Annotated in this window: 18 protein-coding genes; 13 read left to right on the forward strand and 5 right to left on the reverse strand. The window is 48.8% G+C overall.

Annotation, left to right across the window (positions count from 1 at the left end; translation table 11 throughout):
- Positions 1 to 46: 46 nt before the first annotated feature.
- The 6 genes from WCY20_RS03115 to WCY20_RS03140 all read left to right on the forward strand — a co-directional run bounded on the left by WCY20_RS03115 (position 47) and on the right by WCY20_RS03140 (position 9,394).
- Positions 47 to 1,651, forward strand: a complete 1,605-nt coding sequence (locus WCY20_RS03115; RefSeq protein ID WP_345976900.1) for a 7TM domain-containing protein — start codon at positions 47 to 49, stop codon at positions 1,649 to 1,651.
- Positions 1,648 to 2,556, forward strand: coding sequence for a sugar-transfer associated ATP-grasp domain-containing protein (locus WCY20_RS03120; protein ID WP_345976902.1), 909 nt, complete (start codon positions 1,648 to 1,650; stop codon positions 2,554 to 2,556). Before WCY20_RS03115 ends, WCY20_RS03120 begins: the two co-directional genes overlap by 4 nt.
- Positions 2,553 to 4,463: a tetratricopeptide repeat protein gene (locus WCY20_RS03125; protein WP_345976904.1), complete on the forward strand. Its 1,911-nt coding sequence runs from the start codon at positions 2,553 to 2,555 to the stop codon at positions 4,461 to 4,463. The genes WCY20_RS03120 and WCY20_RS03125 overlap by 4 nt, the downstream gene beginning before the upstream one ends.
- 143 nt (positions 4,464 to 4,606) lie before the next feature.
- A complete protein-coding gene (locus WCY20_RS03130; RefSeq protein WP_345976905.1) occupies positions 4,607 to 6,208 on the forward strand; it encodes a 7TM domain-containing protein in 1,602 nt (533 codons plus the stop codon).
- Positions 6,205 to 8,133, forward strand: coding sequence for a tetratricopeptide repeat protein (locus WCY20_RS03135; RefSeq protein ID WP_345976907.1), 1,929 nt, complete (start codon positions 6,205 to 6,207; stop codon positions 8,131 to 8,133). Before WCY20_RS03130 ends, WCY20_RS03135 begins: the two co-directional genes overlap by 4 nt.
- The gene (locus WCY20_RS03140; RefSeq protein ID WP_345976909.1) at positions 8,111 to 9,394 is read left to right on the forward strand and encodes a hypothetical protein; all 1,284 of its coding nucleotides are present in this window, start codon (positions 8,111 to 8,113) and stop codon (positions 9,392 to 9,394) included. The genes WCY20_RS03135 and WCY20_RS03140 overlap by 23 nt, the downstream gene beginning before the upstream one ends.
- Here the strand turns inward: WCY20_RS03140 and WCY20_RS03145 are convergent.
- Both WCY20_RS03145 and WCY20_RS03150 read right to left on the reverse strand, forming a co-directional pair.
- Complete coding sequence (locus tag WCY20_RS03145) at positions 9,391 to 9,909, reverse strand: GDSL-type esterase/lipase family protein (RefSeq protein ID WP_345976910.1); 519 nt, start codon at positions 9,907 to 9,909, stop codon at positions 9,391 to 9,393. The genes WCY20_RS03140 and WCY20_RS03145 overlap by 4 nt on opposite strands.
- 92 nt (positions 9,910 to 10,001) lie before the next feature.
- On the reverse strand, positions 10,002 to 10,559 hold the full coding sequence (locus WCY20_RS03150) for a CDP-alcohol phosphatidyltransferase family protein (protein WP_345976912.1): 558 nt from the start codon (positions 10,557 to 10,559) through the stop codon (positions 10,002 to 10,004).
- A 456-nt stretch (positions 10,560 to 11,015) separates the two neighbouring features.
- Between WCY20_RS03150 and WCY20_RS03155 the strand changes: the two genes are divergently transcribed.
- The 4 genes from WCY20_RS03155 to WCY20_RS03170 all read left to right on the forward strand — a co-directional run bounded on the left by WCY20_RS03155 (position 11,016) and on the right by WCY20_RS03170 (position 15,505).
- Positions 11,016 to 11,249, forward strand: coding sequence for a FeoA family protein (locus WCY20_RS03155; protein WP_345976914.1), 234 nt, complete (start codon positions 11,016 to 11,018; stop codon positions 11,247 to 11,249).
- Positions 11,236 to 13,377, forward strand: coding sequence for a ferrous iron transport protein B (feoB, locus tag WCY20_RS03160; protein ID WP_345976916.1), 2,142 nt, complete (start codon positions 11,236 to 11,238; stop codon positions 13,375 to 13,377). Before WCY20_RS03155 ends, feoB begins: the two co-directional genes overlap by 14 nt.
- Before the next feature lie 150 nt (positions 13,378 to 13,527).
- Positions 13,528 to 14,202 carry a response regulator transcription factor gene (locus WCY20_RS03165; protein ID WP_345976918.1) on the forward strand — a complete coding sequence of 225 codons (675 nt, stop codon included), beginning with the start codon at positions 13,528 to 13,530 and terminating at the stop codon, positions 14,200 to 14,202.
- 7 nt (positions 14,203 to 14,209) lie between these two features.
- On the forward strand, positions 14,210 to 15,505 hold the full coding sequence (locus WCY20_RS03170; protein WP_345976919.1) for an ArsS family sensor histidine kinase: 1,296 nt from the start codon (positions 14,210 to 14,212) through the stop codon (positions 15,503 to 15,505).
- Positions 15,506 to 15,575: 70 nt separating this feature from the next.
- On the opposite strand, the gene WCY20_RS03175 is transcribed toward WCY20_RS03170, so the two are convergent.
- The gene (locus WCY20_RS03175; protein ID WP_345976921.1) at positions 15,576 to 15,941 is read right to left on the reverse strand and encodes a hypothetical protein; all 366 of its coding nucleotides are present in this window, start codon (positions 15,939 to 15,941) and stop codon (positions 15,576 to 15,578) included.
- A 112-nt stretch (positions 15,942 to 16,053) separates the two neighbouring features.
- Here WCY20_RS03175 and surE point away from each other — a divergent pair, with 112 nt between their 5' ends.
- The 3 genes from surE to WCY20_RS03190 are packed head-to-tail and all read left to right on the forward strand — an operon-like array spanning position 16,054 to position 18,775.
- Positions 16,054 to 16,830, forward strand: a complete 777-nt coding sequence (surE, locus tag WCY20_RS03180) for a 5'/3'-nucleotidase SurE (RefSeq protein ID WP_345976923.1) — start codon at positions 16,054 to 16,056, stop codon at positions 16,828 to 16,830.
- Positions 16,827 to 17,465, forward strand: coding sequence for a tRNA threonylcarbamoyladenosine dehydratase (locus WCY20_RS03185; protein WP_345976924.1), 639 nt, complete (start codon positions 16,827 to 16,829; stop codon positions 17,463 to 17,465). The genes surE and WCY20_RS03185 overlap by 4 nt, the downstream gene beginning before the upstream one ends.
- Positions 17,465 to 18,775 (forward strand): redoxin domain-containing protein, encoded by a 1,311-nt coding sequence (locus WCY20_RS03190; protein ID WP_345976926.1) that lies wholly within the window; start codon positions 17,465 to 17,467, stop codon positions 18,773 to 18,775. The genes WCY20_RS03185 and WCY20_RS03190 overlap by 1 nt, the downstream gene beginning before the upstream one ends.
- Positions 18,776 to 18,785: 10 nt before the next feature.
- Here WCY20_RS03190 and WCY20_RS03195 read toward each other — a convergent pair whose 3' ends face one another.
- Positions 18,786 to 19,970 carry an EAL domain-containing protein gene (locus WCY20_RS03195; protein ID WP_345976928.1) on the reverse strand — a complete coding sequence of 395 codons (1,185 nt, stop codon included), beginning with the start codon at positions 19,968 to 19,970 and terminating at the stop codon, positions 18,786 to 18,788.
- A 334-nt stretch (positions 19,971 to 20,304) separates the two neighbouring features.
- Complete coding sequence (gene groL / locus WCY20_RS03200) at positions 20,305 to 21,942, reverse strand: chaperonin GroEL (RefSeq protein WP_345976930.1); 1,638 nt, start codon at positions 21,940 to 21,942, stop codon at positions 20,305 to 20,307.
- Positions 21,943 to 21,960: the final 18 nt, after the last annotated feature.

Genomic DNA, 21,960 nt, shown 5'->3' on the forward strand with positions numbered 1-21,960 from the left:
CAAACAGGTTATAATTGCTGTTTTACAAAACATAAGGTTGTTTTAGATGCGTTCAGGCGTGAAAACCCCAAGTTATATCTACCGATTTACACTCTTTATACTCCTTTTTGCGACCTTTTCTTTGATGGGGTACAAACTCTTCGTGCTTGAGTATGAGCTTGCCGATCTGATACCGACGGTGGGTTACGATGTGGAGGTGAACATGCAGGTCAGCGGTCACGGCGATAAAATGTCCATCTCGACCTATCTGCCAATCGGTACTGCGCATCAGAATATTTCCGATGAGAGAAGTGCGCCGGATATCTTCACGACGCAGATCACTGTTGATGGACTCAACCGCATCGCTTCCTGGCAGGCACCTGCCGTTTCGGGTACGCATATCATCCGTTACAACTACTTTGTAGAGGCAGAACATGTCATCTACGACATTGATAGAGATGTCCCTATTTCGGAGAAACTGCCCGATTATCTTCAGCCTTATCTCGCACCGCAAGAGGGCATCCAGGTGAATGATCCTCTGATCGAGCAGACGCTTCATGAACTTTTCGGCGAGCAGAAGCCTGACACCTATGAAGCACTGCGGACTATTCACCACTATCTTCAAAACGAGTTTCAGACCCGAAACTTTTCGGGTTTTACCGATGCTTTGACCGCCCTGAAACTTAAAGAGGCCAGCTGTAACGGCAAAAGCCGGCTCTTTGTCGCATTGACGCGCAAGTTGGGGCTGCCCTCTCGTCTTGTCGGGGGGCTGATTCTGAATCAGGGGAGTAAAAAGACCTCGCACCAGTGGGTTGAGGTCTATGTCCGCGGCCACTGGATACCGTTCGATACGATCAACAACTATTTTGCGGAGATCCCCAAGAACTACCTCAGACTTTACTACGGCGATAAGGTGCTTTTTAAGCATACGACCAATATCAACTTTCAGTACATGTTCCACATCACCAAAAAACTGGTGCCGAGAAAAGAGATGAAAGAGGCGATGTACGCTTCACCGCTCAATGCCTACAATATGTACAAGATCTTTGAAAGCATCGGTATCTCGCAAAACCTGCTCAAGATCATTTTGATGATTCCGCTCGGTGCTCTGGTCATTGTCATTTTCAGAAACGTCATCGGCATTGAGACCTTTGGTACTTTCCTGCCGGCGTTGATTGCGACAGCAGCGCGAGAAACCGGTCTGATGTGGGGTCTAATCGCATTTTTGGCGATCATTATGGTCTCAGCCATGATTCGAAGATTTCTCGATTACCTGCAGCTGCTTCACTCGCCGAAGATGGCGATCATGCTCACCGTCGTCGTCATCTCGATGCTGCTGACGACGATGGTAGCCGTCCAAACCTCTTACCTGGATCTGGCCCACGTCTCGTTATTTCCGATCGCCATTCTGGCAATCACGGCGGAACGTTTTGCGATCATTCAGGAGGAGCAAGGGTTTCTGAAAGCCCTGCGTATCTCATTTTTTACGGCTGTTGTGATCACGGCTGCCTATGCGGTAATGAGTTCGCTTTTCATGCAGAGTCTCTTTATCGCTTTTCCGGAACTGCTCTTCTTTCTGATCGTGCTGAATCTCTGGCTGGGTAAATGGGTCGGGATGCGCCTTTCGGAGTTTATCCGTTTCCGTAAACTAATCTTCAAGGCAAAATCATGATGAACCTAAAACGATTGTACACTGCCCTTAAAACGGACATAAAAAAAGCAGACAGTGTATTGGGGATGAACAGGCGCAATCTGGGGTATGTCTATCCCAGCAATCCGCGAAAATATTTTGAATTCGCAAATAACAAGCTGCTGACGAAAAAGACCCTGGAGGCTGCTGAACTGAGTGTTCCTGAGACATTTCTTTCCGTCAGCTATTTTTATGAGCTGACAGAGATGGAAGAGAAGTTGCGCCGGCTGAAGAGTTTTGTCATCAAACCCTCTTCGGGCAGCGGGGGCAGCGGTATCGTCGTGATCAGCGACTATCAGGAGGGTGACTGGCTCTCAGTCAGCGGCAAGACCTATACCTTTGCCGATCTAAAAAAACATATTGCCGATATCATCTTCGGCGTCTACTCTTTCGGGCTTAACGACACCGCGATCATTGAAGAACGGGTCGTTCAGAACAGCCTGATCTCCGAATTGAGTCCGCAGGGCCTGGCGGACATCAGGGTGATCAACTACAAAGGGAGCAATATCAAAGCGATGCTCCGCATTGCGACGATTGCCTCTGATGGACGGGCCAATCTGCACCAGGGGGGCGTCGGCGTCGCGATTGACCTTGAGAGCGGCAAGACATTTTCTGCCCAGGTGCATGGCGAAAATATTACACACCATCCTGACACCGGTATTGCGCTCTTGGGTGTGACAATCCCCTCCTGGGATGCGCTTCTGCGATTGAGTGAAGCGGCTGCCAAGGCCATTCCGCTTGGTTACCTGGGTATAGACATCGCACTCAGCGAGAGCGGCCCGGTTATTTTGGAAGTGAATGCACGGCCGGGGATAGAGATCCAGAATATCTGCGGGGAAGGGATGCGCGAGCTTCTCTGTACAATCGATGCCGGGAAAAGTATATGAGAAACAGGACTGTTCAGAAGATTACTGAAAGTGTCATTCCCGTCATTCTGCTCTTAAGTGGGATATTCTTTATACTGCTCTTTGTCCAGTACCGTGCAGGGCAGGACGCCGAGCAGGCGCACCATATCCATATCACGGCGGAGACCTCTACGGAGGAGGCTTCGAGAAACGGGATGAACAACGTCATGGAAGTGGACTTCAGTGACGACGCTCGTATCCTGAAAGCCGAAGCATTGATAAAGAAGGGAATGCTGGCAGAAGCGGAAAGTATCTATTTCCGTATTTTGGCGAAAGAGCCTTCTGCACAGATCCACAACTGGCTGGGCATGCTCTACCTGAAAGAGGAGAAATACAACAAGGCAGTCGTCTCGTTTACCAATGCCCTCAAGTTTAACAGACGCTATTACCGTGCCCGTTACAACAGGGCCATCGCATACAGTGCGCTGGAAGAGTTCGACAAGGCCGCTTCGGATTACAAAGAGGTGATCCGCACCGTAGATGCCCATGCAAAGAGTCATTTCAACCTGGGCCTTCTTTACTATAAACAGAACGATTACATGTCTGCTATAGATGAGTTTGAGAGAACAGTCGAATTGAGCAGCGGTGATATAAAGGTCAAAGCGCTTTACATGCTCGGTAAAAGCTATACCAAACTCTCTGAGCCGAAAAGAGAGGAGGCGGAAGCCGCTTTTACAGCGGCGATCCGGCTGAAACCTAATCATGTTGCTTCGCGTCTGGCCCTGATCGATCTGCAGTATCCGGAAGATGAAGAGGGGTACAAGAGCCGGCTGGAACAGCTGGAGCGGCTGGCCGCTCTCGAAGCTGACAATATTGACGTCTATCGTGCCATGGCCAATGTCTATCTGGCACAAAATAAAGAATCACGGGCTTTAAGAAGCCTGCAGGAAGGGCTGCTGCACGAGCCGGATAATGTAGCACTTCAATTTGAGGTGATAGAACTTCTGATGGCATTGAAAAAAGAGAGCGAAGCAATCGCAAGCCTGGAGAAGATACTGACGGTTGACCCCTCCAATACAAGAGCCTACTTTTTACTGGGTCAACTCTACTATCTTCAGGGCAGCTACGATGCTTCGCTGGAGGCGTACAACAAGATGCTGGCGATAAAAAAAGAGGGCTCGGTCGAACTCTGGAACAACCTGGGGCTGCTCTATGCAAAGATGGAACGTTTTGAAGAGGCTAAAAAGGCCTATATGCGAGCTCTGAAACTCAGTAGCAGCGATCCGCAGGCCTATTACAATCTCGGTCTTTTGGCGTTAGGACAAGGAGACCGTAATAAGGCACAACACTATTTTGAAGAGACGATCCGTCTGCGCCCCGACTATCCTGAGGCATATCGCAACCTTGCACAGCTCTTTACCGAGCAGAAGCAGTATGCCAAAGCGGTCGATACCTATTTGAAAGTGCTTGAATATATTCCTGATTCGTCTCAGGTCAAGCTTGATCTTGCGGTCTGCTATACAAAATTAAAGGCGTACGACAAGGCACAGGCGATCTATGAAGAGATCATAGAGAAAGACAGCAGCTATTTTACGGCGTGGTTCAATGTCGGTTTAGTCTACTACCGCCAAAAAGAGTATGAGCGTTCGAGAGAAGCGCTTGAGAAGGCCGTGGCTTTGGAACCGGAAGATGCAAATGCATTCCGTGCTTTGGCAAAAACCTACAGGGCATTGTCTCAGCACGGTAAAGCGATTGAAATTTTAAAGAAGCTGCTCGAGCAGAATCCTTCCGACATTGAAATACGTCTGGATTACGCGAGGTCATATTACAGGGCAAAGATGAGGGACATAGCCTTGAGCGAATACAAAAAAGTGTTGAGCCTGGACCCTGAAAACAGTACCGCAAAAAGGATGATAGAAAAGATTGAGGGGAAAAATGGGGCAAATTAGAGATGAAACGGATTTCTAGGCCTCCGTATTGACTCTCTCACCCTGATGTTCCGGCCCCTTTCTTGGCTGACAGCGCTCTTTCTGTAATCCTTCTGTAATAAAATAAAAGTATTATCAGCGCATGGAAAACAATAAAGCACACCATGCGTAAAGGTGTAAGGTCATCTAGCTATCTTTATACGTCAGCCCTACTGCTGCTCGTAGCTACCACTTTTTTTGTAATGAGCTACAAGCTCTTTTTTCTCGACTATAGATTTGCTGACCTGATACCGACGGTTGGTTACGATGTCGAGGTCAATCTGCAGGTCAGCGGTCATGGTGATGCGATCTCACTCTCTACCTATCTGCCCGTCAGCTCAACGCATCAAAGCATTTCCGATGAGAGAAGTGCCCCGGACCTCTTTACGACAGAGATCGCTGTGGAGGGGCTTAATCGAATTGTCTCGTGGAAGGCGCCTTCTGTATCAGGGACGCATATCATCCGTTACAGCTACTTTGTGGAACCAGAGCATTCCATATATCTGCTTGAGAAGGGGATGCCGATACAGAAGGTTCCTGCCTATCTGCAGAGGTATCTGGAACCAGAAGAGGGTATTCAAGTCAACGACCCTTTGATTGAAGAGACTATTCATCGACTTTTCGGCGATAAGAAGCCCAAAACCTATGAAGCACTGCGCACCATACATGACTATCTCCAAAACGAGTTTGAGAACCGCAACTTTTCAGGTTATACCGATGCGCTGACTGCCTTGAAACTGCAGGAAGCAAGCTGTAACGGCAAGAGCCGTCTCTTTGTCGCACTGACGCGCAGGCTTGGTCTCCCTTCGCGTCTGGTCGGGGGTCTGATCCTGCATCAGGGGAGTAAAAAGACCTCTCACCAGTGGGTCGAGGTCTATGTGCTCGGCCATTGGATCCCTTTCGATACTGTCAACAACAACTTTGCGGAGATTCCCAAAAACTACCTTCGTCTCTATTACGGCGACAAGGTACTTTTTAAACACAGCCCCAATGTCAATTTTCAATACATGTTTCATGTCACTAAAAAACTGGTGCCCCGAAAAGAGCTTAAAGCAGCGATGTACGCTTCACCGCTGAATGCCTTTAATTTGTACAAGATCTTTGAGAGCATCGGTATCTCGCAAAACCTTCTTAAGATCATCCTGATGATCCCGCTCGGCGCACTGGTCGTTGTTATCTTCAGAAATGTCATCGGGCTGGAGACCTTCGGGACCTTTCTGCCGGCACTGATTGCCACGGCGGCACGTGAAACAGGGCTGTGGTGGGGTCTTCTCGGCTTTATGTTCATTATTTTACTCGCGGCAGGGGTACGGAAGGTGCTCGACCATATGCAGCTGCTGCATTCGCCAAAAATGGCGATCATGCTGACGATCGTCGTCATTGCGATGTTGCTTATGACCATTTTCGCGGTGCAGTCATCGCTTTTTGACCTGGCACACATCTCTCTCTTCCCGATCGCGATCCTGGCGATCACGGCGGAACGTTTTGCTATCGTACACGAGGAGCAGGGGCTCGTCAAAGCCCTCCGCATCTCTTTTTTCACGCTGATCGTGATTATCGCCGCCTATGTTGTGATGAGTTCGCTCTTTATGCAAAGCCTGATCATCGCCTTCCCGGAACTGCTGCTCTTTTTGATCGTACTGAACCTCTGGCTGGGTAAGTGGGTCGGTATGCGTCTTTCGGAATTTATCCGGTTTCGGAAGTTGCTCTTCAAGGAACGGTTGTGAAGACGAGTATACAGAAGTTTACCGAAAGTATTATCCCCGTCATACTTCTGCTTTGCGGTATTTTTTTTCTCCTGGTTTTTGTTGAATACCGGGCAAGTCAGGAGGCTGAACACACCACGATGATCTATGTCTCGCTGCAGAACCCGGCGGAAGCGGTGCCGGAGAACGAGAGCAGCACCCTCTACGAAGATGATTACAGTGAAGACCCCCGTATCTTACAGGCACAGGAGCTGATCGCAGACGGTCAGTTTGAAAAAGCGGAGGCCGTCTACTTCAGTGTTCTGGCAAAAGAGCCCTCCCCGCAGATCCACAACTGGCTGGGAACGCTCTACATGAAACAGGAGCTCTACGACAAGGCGGTGGTCTCGTTCTCCAATGCTTTGCATCTTAATAGCCGCTACTACAAGGCCCGCTACAACCGGGCTTTGGCCTATAGCGCCCTGGACGAAGAACAACAGGCGATCAGCGACTACCAGGCGGTTATCCAGGATTTCGACGAGCACGTCAAAAGCCATTTCAACCTGGGACTGCTCTACTACAGGCAAAAAGAGTACCGTAACGCCATTGATGAATTTAAGCGGACGATAGCACTCGGCAGCGGCGATACAAAAGTAAAAGCGCAATATCTTTTGGGCCGATCGTATACCCGGCTCCTCCCCTTACAGACGGAACTGGCAGTAAAAGCATTCAACGAAGCGATCCGTCTCAAGCCCGACCATATCGCCTCGCGTCTGGCACTGGTGGAGTTGGCCTACCCGAAAAATGAAGAGGGGCACAATAAGAGACTCGAAGCGCTTGAGGTGATGCTGAAGCTTGAACCGGACAACGTTGCGATCTATCGGGATGTCTCCGAGGTCTACCTTGCACTCGGCAAACCTGCTCTCGCGCTTAAAACGCTGCAAAAAGCGCTGCTGCATGAGCCCAGCAATATGGATCTGCAGTTTGAGGTGGCCGAAGGGCTGATGCGCCTGTCGCAAGTGCAGGCGGCTATTGCACAGGTCCAGGAGATCTTGACCATAGAGCCGGAAAGTACAAAAGCCTACTTTTTACTGGGGCGTCTTCATTACGTGCATGGTGATTTTGAGGCATCCCGCCTTGCGTATAACAAGCTTCAGACACTGAAACCGGAGGGCTCGCCTGAGCTTTGGTATAACCTCGGCCTGCTTTATACGAAGATGCAGCGTTACGACGAGGCGGAAGTATCGTATCGAAACGCACTGCGCATGCGCAACAATTACCCTGAGAGCCATTACAACCTGGGTCTTATTGCGCTGAAACAGAAAAAATATACGGAGGCGATCGGCTATTTTGATCAGGCCGTCAAACTGCGTCCGGCGTACTACCAGGCCTATTACAACCTTGGGATCGTCTACGCCAGGCTAGGCCGGGAGCAAAAGACGATCGATGCCTATAAAAAAGTACTGCAGATCAAACCGGATTATGTGACGGCCAGGCTGAACCTCGCTGTCCGTTACGCAAAAATAAAAGCTTATGCCAAAGCGCAGCAGATCTATGAAGAGGTACTGGCAAAGGACGACAGCTATTTCACTGCCTGGCTGAACCTCGGTCTGGTCCACTATCAACAGAAGCAGTACAGGCAGTCACTCGAAGCATTGGAAAAGGCAGTAGCGCTTGACCCCGAAAATGCGAAAGCGTACCGGGCCCTGGCAAAGAGCTACAGTGCATCGAGGATGCATAATAAAGCGAATACCATCTTGCGCGAGCTGCTAGACAAGAACCCTTCCGATGTTAAGACACGGTTGGCGTATGCCCGTTCGTACTACCGCGCCAGAAAGCGCAATACCGCTTTGCGGGAGTACAACAAGGTTTTGAAACTGGACCCGGACAATACAGTCGCGAAGAAGATGATCAAAAAAATTAAAATCAAAAAAAGGAAAACAAGTGTATCGAAACAGAGTATTTAAAGGATTGACGGGACCGTTGATGGTCGCCGTTCTGGCGCAGACGGCTGCCGCGCAAAGTGAGGATGAAGGCTTTTCAGCATTCCAGGAGAAGGTGACGGTCAAGAAGAAAAAGAAGAAGAAAAAGCTAGAAAAACATCTTTTTGACGGTTATGCAGCAACCGGGCTCGGTTATGACAGTAACCCTTACCTGACACCATCGAGCTCCTATCTTGATTATAGTGCCGACCCGATTACCCCACCGACGATCAACCCGGATGTGAAGTCGGGGATGTTCGTTCCCCTCTTTTTACGAGGCGATTACGAATACCGTTATTCACAGGATGTACGGTTGCTTTCGGAGGTCAAGTTCAGCGGTAAATATTTTATTGACAGCACGTTAAATAATGCGAACCAGTACAAGTCGGAGCTCTCGGGAGGGGTCCGTTTCAGATTCAACAAATACAAGCGCGAGGTTAACCGCCTTGATCTGAAGGCTTTTGTGGGCAATGTCTACGAGATCTATGTCGATCATGACGACGGCGAACTCAAAGTGACCGCAAGCGGGGACCAGTCCAACCGTTACCAGTATAAAAAAGCGGGCGCCGAAGCCGTTTACAAATACGATTTCAAAAAGGTCGATTTTAAGGTACGCGGACGGTACGAATACCGTGATTATGAGGACCCTGATACCTGGGCACCCCTTGACCACACCTATACGCGTCTGAAACTTCAGGGAGGATACCAGTTGACGAAAGCGCTGCATCTGGGTGCTTACTACGAGTTCAGGATGCGCGATTACACCGACCGAAAATCTTACCAGATCGAGCAGGACGGGCTTAATATCAACCTTTCGGGACCGGCGGGGGTGGTTTACACCTATAATGACCTTAAACTCTTCGGTAACTACCGTTTGACCAAAAACTATCGAATGAAGTTGGATTATCTTGCTTCTTTACGACAGGATGACAATCAGGGCTACAGCGACTATCTCTACCAGCGTGTCACCTGGGTCAACAAATATCGCTTCAGCAAGCAGCTACGTGCCGCATTGAAGTTGAGTTATCATCTTTATGATTATAAAAATACATATGCCTATAACCAGTTGACGACGTTGGATAAATTGGAGGCTTCCGGGTACAAGGCCTACCTCAATACCAAATACAGTTTTTCAGAGAGTTGGGTCGCCGACCTGGACCTGATGTACCGTCAGGAAGATTCGACGGATGAGCGTTATGCGTATGAAGAGACGGTCGCAATGGCGATGTTGAAGTACCGTTTTTAAAAGGTGCTCAAGTGCGCTTTTAAGGCACTTTCCCACAAACTGTAGGCTTCCGGCGTCAGGTGTACGCCGTCGCTGGTCAGCGCATTTTTCAGACCGCCGTCACTATCGATCATCGTCTTGTAGAGGTCGAGATAGACAAAACCTCTTTTGTTGCTCTCGCGTTTGAGAAAATGGTTCAGCAGGATCACCTTTTCATTGATTTCGAAAGTCTGCGGCCCCATCTGCACGGGTAAAAGAGAGAGGACAAGAACCGTGTCGAGAGGCTCTAGCTGTTCAAAAATTTTCAGATAATTCTCTTTTATCGTCTCCACTGTCTGACCTTGCAGGAGGTCGTTGATCCCTATCATCAACACGAGACATTCGGGGCTCTTTTCCAAAGTATAGTGCAAACGCTGCAGCAGGCCGTCAGTCGTATCGCCGGCGATTCCGGCATTATGGTGTTCTCCGAAAACCGACCAGTCGTGAAAATCGGTAAGGCTGTCACCGAGAAAGATGAGGTTACTCTGTTTTGCCATGGCAATTTCTTTTAATTTTGTTTGATAATAGGGATGTTCAAGAGGCGCGTCCGCCCATAGAAAAAGGGCGGCAAATAGAGAAGAGAGAAACTTCAAAGATGGCGGATCTTGACCTGTGAGTTAAGCAGCCATCCTGTGACCGCCATCAGGATTACGGTGATGAAGACCGGATAGATATAAAGTCCGCCCAAAAAGATAAGCCATAACACGATGGCACCCATCGGTGTCGGAAGACCGGTAAAATACTTTTCGACCTGACCCTCTTCGGCATTAATATTGAACTGGATCAGGCGGCGCAGCCCGCTGATGATGTAATAGAGTGAAATACCTGCTCCCAACAGAAAGTTAAAGTCTGAGGTCTCGGGCTGGTTGATAATAGAGATGAAGATGATGAAGACCGGGGTCAGTACGAACGATAAAAAGTCGGCGTATGAGTCGAGCTGAATACCGAACTCATTGGACAGACCGTATTTGCGTGCCATCTTTCCATCAAAGATGTCAAAACCGCCGCCGATCCACAATAAGACAACGGCCCAGACATAATTGCCCTGGGTTGCAAGATACATGGCGATAAGACCGCTGCTAAGGTTGCCAAAGGTGAACATATTGGCAAGATTGAAATGGCTGTCGGCACGATAGAGAAAGTTCATTAAGATCCTTGGTTGATTAGGGCGATATTATAGCAAAAAGCAGATGAAGCCAAAAGAGATTTATCCGTAGAAAGAACTTGATAATTGACAGGACTGTTTTATATAAGTGTGGGAAAAAATATATATAATCTGTAGTAAAGAGAGATAGTGCCATGAAACGCTTTATCGCTATGTTCCGTATGTGTACTTCAATACGGGCAAAAAGTAAAGGAAGGGGGGGGCGGTTCGATAGAAAATATGAGGGCGTTGTAAAACGGTTCTGACCTTTACTGTCGCGATAGAGGCTCTTTTACGCATATCTACATCAATGTCAGCATGATGAACACTGACCAAACCATATCAGGGTAGAGGGAATTTCGTGATTCTCAGCGCTTGGATACACGATTAGATGATACTTTTTAAGCCGTATTAACTTGATTTCTATTATCATTACGGATACTTAAAGAAATGATGAGAATGAATACATTGACAAATTGCCCGAGAGGGTGTGAGACGACGATAATAAAGATTCATGCAAGCGGTTCGTTGAAACAGCGGCTGGTCTCTTTTGGTCTTATGAAAGGGGCAAGGGTTACGCTGCTGGAATATGCTCCGCGCAAAAGTACCGTAGAGGTAAAGGTCGGTAAAATGCGTTTGGCCCTGCGAAAAGAAGAGTCTGATATGATCGAGGTCGAATATGAAGCAAAATAGTGCCGTTTCCTGCCCTGTCATCGCCAAACACATCAAGATAGCGCTTGTCGGCCAGCCGAATGTGGGCAAGAGTATGCTTATCAATTCCATCTCCAATGCCCACCTGCATGTCGGAAACTTTACCGGCGTGACAGTCGAGAAGACCGAGGTGCTGTTTGATTACAGGGATTACCATTTTACGGTGGTCGATCTTCCGGGAACGTATGCTTTCACAAACTATACGATCGAAGAGCGTGTCACCCATGACTTCTTGTGTAATGAAGAGTATGACCTGATCATCAATGTCGTTGATTCGACCAACCTTGAAAAGAACCTTCAGCTGACAGCCGAGCTGATGACGATGAGCAAAAAGATGGTCCTGGCGCTCAACATGAGCGATGAAGCGAAAAAAGAGGGGATAGAGATCGATGCCCCGTACCTCTCCCAGCTGCTAGACCTGCCGGCTGTCTCTGTCTCCGCTGTTTCCAAACAGGGGATCGGTGAGCTGATCGATGCGGTGATTCAGGTCTACGAGGCCCCTTTCTGTGAACCTAAGCTGATCTTTTCCGAAGCGGTCGAAGAGGAGATAGGCCATATCCAGAGCTATCTGGACCGTCACGGTTTTCAGGCGACCATCTCCAACCGCAACATTGCGATCAACCTGCTGCAAAAAGAGAAAAAGACCTACCGGGTCCTGCATGACAACCCGCTCTGGACAGAGCTTCAGCCGATGCTTATCGAAGCCGATAAGCATATCGAGCTTCACCACGACAGCGAGGATATCAAAGAGGTCTTTGCCGAGGAGTATGCCGCCTTTAACCGCGGGATCATTGCCGAAGTGGTTAAAGAGAAAAACCTGAGTGTTAAACAGCTGACGATGACAGAACGCATCGATAACTTTCTGATCCACCCGATGCTGGGGATCCCGATCTTCCTCTTTTTTATGTGGGGCCTTTTTCAGCTCACCTTTGAGATCGGCTCCATCCCGATGGAGTGGATCGATGCGCTCTTTGGCTGGTTCGGAAACGTAGTCGGCAATACCATCGCCAATGATGCCGTGCGTTCGCTTATCGTAGACGGTCTGATCGCCGGGGTCGGTGCCGTGGTGATGTTCGTACCCAATATTATGATCCTCTTTATCGGCATTGCACTGCTGGAATCGACGGGGTATATGTCGCGAGTCGCATTTCTGCTTGATGGGTTCTTTCACAAATTCGGGCTGCACGGACAGTCGTTCATTCCTCTCGTTACGGGTTTCGGCTGTTCTATTCCGGCCTATATGTCGGCACGTATTCTGAAAAATGACCGTGACCGTCTGCTGACGCTCTTTATTATCGGTTTTATGAGCTGCGGTGCGAGACTGCCGGTCTATGTCCTTTTTACCGGTGCTTTTTTCTCCGAGAGCGTTGCCGGAAATGTACTTTTTGCGATCTATATCACGGGTGCCATCATCGGGTTGATCGCGGCAAAGATACTGAAACTGACCGCTTTTAAAGGCGCAGATGAACCTTTCGTCATGGAGATGCCGAAATATCGTCTCCCCTCGTTCAAACTGATCTGGCACACCGTGATGACAAAGACCTGGATGTACCTGAAGAAGGCGGGTACCTTTATCGCCGCCGCGACGATGCTGGTCTGGTTCTTGAGCACCTACCCGCACCATAACGAGGTGATCGCCTCGTATGAGACGAAGATCGAGTCTGCGCAGGACGAGCATGTTAAACGTGCGCTCTCGAACGAAATGATGGTGTATGAGCTCGAACACAGCTATCTCGGCAGCATCGGCAAGTTTATGGAACCGGCGTTCGCGCCGCTGGGGTTTGACTGGAAGATGACCGTGGCGCTTCAGACCGGTCTCGCGGCCAAGGAGGTCGTGGTCTCCACGCTGGGTGTGCTCTATGCGATGGGTGACGAGGTGGATCAGGAGAGCATTTCGTTGGGCACAGCCATCAGCAAGAACATCCCCTTTGCCTCCGCCATTGCCTTCATTGTCTTTGTAATGATTTATCTGCCTTGTCTGGCTGCTTCGGTCGTCTTTACCCGTGAAGCCGGCGGGATCAAGTATTTTTTCTATCTCTTCCTCTTTACGACTGCAACGGCGTATGTTCTCTCCTTTATCGCGTACCGCGTTACGCTGCTGCTTGCATAGAGGCCGGTTCTATTTTGACCGTCAAGTCGACTGCTGAAAATGACAGTAAGCCGGTTTTAAAAAGCTAGGCTGCTCTCTTTCTCCGCATACAAGAGCAAACACTTTCATTTAATTAGCTAAACATTATCCATATTGGGTTAAAATCGTTTCATGATACGAATATTGATGATAGAAGATGATCTCGAATTAGCGGAGATCCTCACCGAATTTTTGGAACAGTTAAAACAAGAAGAGATACAGGTGGAGACGGAAGACGATCCGTTCAAAGCTTTGAGTATTTTGAAGCTCAAAGAGTTTGACCTGGTCATCCTTGATCTTACCCTGCCGGGTATGGATGGTCTGGAGGTGTGCGAAGAGATCCGCAAACGCCAGAACATTCCGATCATCATCTCTTCCGCACGTTCGGACGTGACCGACAAGGTGACAGCCCTGGAACTCGGAGCCGATGACTACCTGCCTAAACCCTACGATCCTCGTGAACTCGAAGCGCGTATCTACTCGGTACTACGCCGCTATGAAGCAAAAGCGGCAGAAGTGGCGCAGCAGAGCAGCAGCGATTTCAAGCTCGATGAAGCCGCAATGCAGATTACGTACAAGGGTCGTCCGCTCGATCTGACCAATGCCGAGTACGGCATTTTGGCCTATATGATCAAGAAAGAGGGGATGGTGGTCTCGCGCGAAGATATTATTCATAATGTGTCGGCGATCAATGAGGACTCTTCGAACAAGAGTATTGATGTGATGGTCGGGCGTATTCGCAGCAAACTGGGCGATAAATCTCTGATCGAATCGGCGCGCGGTATCGGTTATAAACTTGTGAAATAGATTGCAAATGGGTCGTCATGCTGTTTTACTGACTGTTTTATTTGCTTTTACCGTGACGCTCTTTAGTGTCAGTTATATCTTTATCAAGTTTTACAAACTCAACCGCGAACAGTATGTCAACAACACTTTTTTAAAATATACGGTTATTACCCGTATCTACCGTGAACATATGCAGAACCGGACATCCCAGACGATGCTCGAAGCCAATCTGGCACTCTATAACCTCTACACTATTCCAGATGCTGTTGCCGCAAAAAAGATCGTCGAAAGTGCGAAGATCTTAAAAAGCGAAAACTTTCAAGCGCTGAACGATCCGGCCTATCTGCAGATACGTCCCCGTTTTGATCCGCAACGTGTTGTAGAAATACAGATCTCTATGTTGCAGCATAAAGGTTTCATCTATTTCTTTCTGCAAGGGCCTAACAACGGGGTACTGCTTCTGGATGAGAAGATCAAACCTTATCGTGCATGGAACCTGCTTTATGCCTACCTGGTTATTATCTCAAGTATTACCGTGTCGTATATCTTGATCTTTGTCCGTCTACATCCCTTGCGTCTTTTACGCAAAAAGATCCGTGACTTTGGTGCGGGTAAGATGCAGACCTCTTTTAAGATGCGCGGCGAGGATGAGATCGCTGTTATTGCCAATGAACTGGAGAATACACGTCAGAAGATCCGTAATCTGATCGAGTCGCGTACCCTCTTTATGCGCAATATCATGCATGAGTTGAAAACGCCTATTGCCAAAGGGCGTATTTCGGCCGAAATGCTGGAAAACGGCAAACAGAAAGAGCGTTTCAATCGCATTTTTTTACGTATGGAAAGCCTTATTAACGAATTTGCATTGGTAGAAGAGATCTCCACCGGTTTCAGCCATGCACAGCGTGAACCCTACCGCCTGATCGATATTATCGACGGTGCGATCGACATGGCAATGGTGGAAAACGAGCGGGTCAGCCAGAATGTGGATGCAGGGTTAAAAGTTATGGCCGACTTCAACCTTTTCTCGACAGCGATAAAAAACATGATCGACAATGCGATGAAATATTCTCCGGATAAACATATCAATATCTCAACCCAGGAGGGAGAGATCTGGTTTGAAAGCAAAGGTGAGCGTCTTAAACACCCTCTTGCCTATTATGTTCAACCTTTTGCAAAAGATGAGAACTCACGCGACAGCTTCGGTTTAGGTCTTTATTTGGTCGATGCGATCTTGCATGCACATGACATGGCCCTGGCGTATGAGTATATGGAGAAGGGGATAAACCGTTTTATCTTTGAGCCGATTGTCAAAAAGCTTTAGAGCCTTTGGCGTATTTAAATGCGGTCAATAAAGGTCTGCTTTAGGGAACGAAGGCTCTTGGCTGGCCGTCTTATTCGACTGATTTGAAAGATTTGATAAAGCTGTAGGCGATGAGTGTCAGTAAAATAGCAGCGACCACTTCATACCCGATAGCCCAAATAACGAAAAATGAGCTGAGTTTTACATTGAGAAAGTGCTCAAAACTGGCTTTTGCGACAAAAAGGTAGAGAAAGGCCAGACCAGTTAGGTAGGGGATAGTCAGGAAGTAGATAATAAACATGAAAGCCTCATACCCTTCCGGGGCAAGAATAAATGCTTTGACGTCGATCTCTTTTTGTGCGAATGAGCTGTTTTTACGTTTAGTGGTCGTACGTTTTTGAAAGTTTTTTGCCGCTTCTAAATTACCCTTTGCCCGGATCGGTTCTTGACTGCTCATTTTTCTCTGACCTATTGCTTTAATTTATGATTGGTGTTCAATAATACATCATTATAACTTAAATCAATAAAGATACTGAAAATGCTCTATTGCGTAATGCTATAATACATTTATGAAAACAGATAAACATATATTAGTCACCAATGATGACGGGCATGAGTCGGTTGCGCTGCATGCTCTTGTTGCCGAGTTGCGCAAGATCGCCAAAGTAACGGTTGTCGCTCCCGCCAATGAGAAGTCAGCCTGCGGCCATTCGCTTACCCTTTCACACCCGCTCAATTTTGTCAGTCTTGACGATGATTTTTACAAGCTTGAAGACGGTACGCCGAGCGACTGCATCTACCTGGCGCTGCATTCGATGTTCGAAGGGAGCAAGCCCGATCTCGTGGTCAGCGGCATTAACAAAGGCTCCAACATGGGTGAGGATATCACCTACTCCGGTACGGCAGCCGGTGCGATGGAGGCGGTATTGCAGGGGGTGCCTGCGATCGCGATCTCCCAGGTGATGGACTTTACCCAGCCTCTTCCAAATTTTGACCTGGCGACCCGGACGATCAGAACATTGGTCGAAAAGATCTTCAGCGGTGAATTCCCGCTTCCCCACCGCGAGTTTCTGAATGTCAATATCCCCAAAGATGTCAATGAGACGAGTATGAAGGTGACCTATGCGGGATACCGTTTTTACGGCAATGATGCCCATCTGCATCGCAACCCCCGCGGCATGGAGTACTACTGGCTGGGCCTGCACCCTCTGGAGTTCAAGCCAAGAGAGCGCAAGGGTATGCTCTCCGACTTTGAAGCGATAGAGCAGGGCTTTGTCTCCGTCACGCCGATCCATCTTGACATGAGTGCGTATGCCTCGATGGAACAGCTGGAGAGCTGGCTGTGAGATTTGAGCGTTCCCGGATGCTCTTTGGCGACGACTTCGCCAAGATCGAGGATGCCAAGATCCTTATTTTAGGTGTGGGCGGTGTCGGTTCGTACTGCCTGGACTGCCTCTACCGTACGGGTGTGCGTGACATCACCATTATCGATTTCGACACCTACGACGAGAGCAACCAGAACCGTCAGATGTGGTCGGAACACCACTGCGGCGAGTCGAAGGTGTTGAGCCTCAAAGAACATTATCCCGAGATCATCGCCATCGAGAAGAAGATCGATCCTGCATGGATCGAAGCCTTCGATTTTGAGCCTTATGACCTTGTGCTCGATGCGATAGACGACACCCATGCCAAGCTCGCTCTGGCGCAGAAGTGCTACAAGAAACTGATCTCGGCGACCGGTTCGGCCAAACGGCTTGATCCGACAAAGATCGAGGTCTCGACCATCTGGAAGACACACGGCGACCGTTTTGCCTCCAAGCTCCGTTATGAGCTCAAAAAACGCCGCTTCTCTAAAAAGTACCCGGTCATCTTCAGCTCAGAACCGCCCCATACCAAGGTCAAAGGCAGTTTTATGGCGGTGACGGCAGCCTTCGGTCTGACCATGTGTTCGCTCGCCGTTAAAACGTTGATGAAGAAGTAATGGCGGTACGGGCACCGGCTTTCGCTGAGGGACTTGACTGGCTGAACAGCGAACCCTTACTTATCTCGGCGTTACGAGGCCGGTACATACTACTCGATTTTTTTACCTTCGGCTGTATCAACTGCATCAACAACCTGCAGACCGTCAAGATACTGCATGCCCGCTATGGCGGCGAACTCGAGGTCATCGGTGTCCATATGGGGAAATTCACGCATGAGAAAGAGCTCAATGCGCTGCAGGAAGCTTTGTCACGTTACGGGATCACCTATGCCGTCGTCAATGACCCGAAACACCAGATAGCTGAGGCGTATGCGGCAAAAGGGTGGCCGACGACGATACTGATCGACAATCGGGGTTACCTTGTCCACCACGCCAGCGGGGAGCAGAAACTGAGTGAATGGGTCGGGCGTCTTAGTGCCTGCGGTTTGACAGCCCGATCCCGGCGACGGGACGAAAAAATGTCGGGCAAGAAACTGTACTATCCGCAAAAAGTGTTGGCGGCACCAGTGTTCCTGGCGATTGCCAACACTGGCAGCAACGAAGTGTGGCTGAGTGATTATAGAGGGCATGTGCACACGTTTATCGAAGCAGACAAGCCGACGGGTATGGCCTATAGCGATGAAAAGCTCTATATCTGTGAAAACGAGAAAGGCAGGATACTTTCGTATGCACTGCAAAACGGAGAGAAGCAGATCGTACTGGAAGGGCTCCGCAACCCTTATGACCTTGTGGTTGAGGACAACAGACTTTATGTCGCGCTGGCGGGATCACATCTGTTGAACATTTACCGTCTGGACGATCTCTCTCTTTTAGCATCGTACGGCAACCGTTTTGAAGCATTGCGAGACGGTAATTCAGACGAATGTCAGCTGGCACAGCCCTCGGGGCTGGCGTTGATGAACGAGATACTCTATTTTGTTGATGCCGAGAGTTCATCGTTGAGAAAAATCGAAGAGGGGCATGTTTCCACTTTGATAGGTGAAGGGCTTTTTACCTATGGCGACAGTGACAGCGGCGAGATACTGCTGCAGCATCCGCAGGGGATCTGCGCCGGCATTGTCGGTGACGGCTGCGGCGGCGGGCGCCTCTTTATCGCCGATACCTTTAACAACAAGGTCAAGGTCTATTTTCCCGACGACAATTCGATGATGACGCTTCTAAAGGGGCTGAACGAGCCCGGCGGTATCGCGAAAAAAGGGTGCGAGCTTTTTATCGCCGACACCAATGCGCATCAGATCGTCGTCTTCGACCTCTCGGCGATGCAGAGCAGGGTGATGGCGTTTGATCTTGAACACTCCGTTGGGGCATAGTTTTTACGCTTCATTCCAGGTGGAGGTCAAGACAGAGGATCAACTCCCTGGCGTTACAGATGAATTTTTTTGAAAATGTCCGGCAGAGATTACCCGAGGCGTTCGAGATATAGCGCGGGCTTAGATAGCACCCATTCTGTGAGCTGCTGCAGATGTAGCAATACTCTTTCAAGGAGTGGTCTTCACCATCCAGAGAAGGTGCATAGAATTTCTTTTTATTCCCTACCAGCAGCGTATCCCCGAGCTGTCTTGAACTTTCGGCATCTATAAGATAGAGGGCCTCGATCTTTTTTTCATTTTTGGCAGCATTGAAGATCTGAACATCATCAATGCTCTTGATACTTTTGATGAGGGCAATCAGTTTTTTTGCGATGACAGAGGCATCATTGAAAAGGTTTTCCTTAAAGCATATCAAGGATTTTCGCTGCTCTTTGTACTGAAGACCGATTGTCTCAATTTTGTTTACAAGCGTCTCTTTGTCCATGGTCTTTGCGGCAGGGTGGGAGAACCAGTACCCCTGAAAGAGATCAATGTCAAGGTTGAGCGATTTCAGAACCTCACTCTGACGCTCGACACCTTCTGAGATGACAAGGGCACCGATGTTGTAACAGACCCGTGCAATGGCTTTGACGATCTCTGCATTGATATAGTGTGTGTCGATATCACGCAAGAGTGTTTTGTCGATCTTGACGATATCGGGTTTGACGATGGATAACCTCTCAAACTGAGACTGCCCCGTTCCAAAGTCGTCAATCGCAATGTTAAACCCTCTTTCTTTGTAATAGGCCGTAAAGGCTGCCAGTGCGTCGTTGCTGGTAATGGCCTCTTCTTTGATCTCAAGCACAATGTTTTCAGCGGGAATATTCAGCTGACGCAGACTGTTTTCAAAGTTTTGTTCTATCGGCTGAAAAGTGTCGATGAAGGAAGGCTCTATATTTAAAAAGAGCAGTGTTCTTGGGTTCTCGTCAAGATATGTTTTGAAACTTTTTATGGATTCGAGACGTATCAGTTCGTCAAGTTCGGCCGATATACCCAACTTTTTAGCTTTTGAAAAAAGTGTATGCGGTGCAATATAGCTCGTATTGTTATAGGCTCTTACCAGCGCTTCGTACCCAAAAACAGATTTTTGTTTTATGGTGACAATGGGCTGGAAATAGATGTCGAAATGTGTGATGCCAAGGTCATGCAACTGCATCTTATCTCCTACCCGATGATACTGGAGTATCGGTGTTTTCAAGTTATTTTTCTGTTGCAATTATAATGAAGAGCGTGGTTGACAAGGACGTTAATGTGGTTATAAAATAACCAATATCTAGTGTATAAAAGAGCTTTAGAATGTGATTAGTTATACAGTGTTGTTGATGGAGTGTTTTTGTGGTTTCCCCCTGAAGGGATTTCCTTTGGTCACGCTCGCTGAAAGCGACAATTTCTTGTCGTTTTCTTTTGACTCCGTCGGTCGATGCTTCGCATATCTCCCTATGGTACGAACGCTAAAAAAGCCAAGAAATTGGCTTTTTATTGACGCGTTCTTACATCATGCCCGGCATGCCTGGCATTCCGCCCATCTCACCACCGGCAACCGGTGCAGCCGGTTCCGGGATGTCGTGGACCGTTGCTTCTGTCGTCAGCAACATGCTTGAGACTGACGTCGCGTTTGTCAATGCGACACGTGCCACTTTAAGCGGATCGATGATCCCCTCTTCGAACATATCGACATATTTGCCGGTTGCCGCGTTGAAACCGGTCTTGTCGTTGTCAGCATTCTCGATCGCATTGACAACGACACCTGCATCAAATCCCGCATTGGTCGCGATCTGTTTGATCGGTGCTTTGACAGCGCGTAGGATGATCTCGCAGCCGATCTTTTGGTCGCCTTCAAGTTCCGGTAAAGAGACTTTCGAAGCAGCACGGACAAGTGCCGCGCCGCCGCCGATGATGATCCCTTCCTCAACCGCTGCTTTGGTTGCCGAGAGCGCATCGTCGACACGGTCTTTTTTCTCTTTCATTTCCGTTTCGGTCGCTGCGCCGACTTTGATAACGGCAACGCCGCCGGAGAGTTTTGCAAGACGCTCTTGCAGTTTCTCTTTGTCGTACTCGGATGTCGTTGTCTCGATCTGCTTCTTGATGGCGTCGATGCGTGACTGAACGTTGGCTTTGTCGCCTGCACCGTCAACGATGACGGTATTGTCTTTGTCGATGACAACGCGTGCTGCCTGACCAAGATCCTGGATGTTGGTCGATTCAAGCGTACGGCCGATCTCTTCGGAGATGACCTGGCCGGCAGTCAGGATCGCGATATCCTGAAGCATCGCTTTACGGCGGTCACCGAATCCCGGAGCTTTGACGGCAGAGATGTTCAGAATGCCGCGCATTTTGTTCACAACGAGTGTCGCCAGTGCTTCGCCTTCAACGTCTTCAGCGATAATAAGCAGTGGACGGTTTGTCTTTTGGACTTGTTCGAGTACCGGAAGAAGATCTTTCAGGTTCGAGATCTTACCGTCAAACATAAGGATGAATGGCTGCTCGATCTCCGCTGTCATCTTCTCTGTGTTGGTAATGAAGTACGGGCTTAGGTAACCGCGGTCGAACTGCATCCCTTCAACGACGTCAAGTTCGTCGTTGATCCCTTTGGCCTCTTCAACCGTGATGACGCCGTCCTGACCGACTTTGTCCATCGCCTCTGCGATCATGTCGCCGATCGATGTGTCAGAGTTTGCCGAAATACTTGCGACCTGAGCGATCTCTTTTTTCCCTGTGACTTTGATAGAAGCATCGCCAAGGTGTTGAAGGATTTCGGTCATTGCCTTGTCCATACCGCGTTTGACCTCTACCGGGTTGGCGCCTGCCGTGATATTGCGAAGCCCTTCAGAGAAGATCGCGTTTGCGAGAACCGTCGCCGTCGTTGTACCGTCACCCGCTTCGTCCGCTGTGTTGGATGAGACCTGCTTGACCAGTTGCGCACCCATATTTTCGAGAGGGTTTTCTAGTTCGATCTCGCGTGCAACTGAGACGCCGTCTTTCGTGATGACCGGTGCGCCGTAACTTTTCTGGATCAGGACGTTGCGGCCGCGCGGCCCCATTGTCACCTTGACGGCATCCGTCAGTTTTTGTACACCTGCGGCAAGCGCATTACGTGCATTGTCTGAATAATTGATCTCTTTAGCCATGTTGTATCCTTTATCTTT

The organism is Sulfurimonas sp. HSL3-7 (assembly GCF_039645985.1).
In the GTDB taxonomy this organism is placed as follows: Bacteria; Campylobacterota; Campylobacteria; order Campylobacterales; family Sulfurimonadaceae; genus Sulfonitrofixus; species Sulfonitrofixus jiaomeiensis.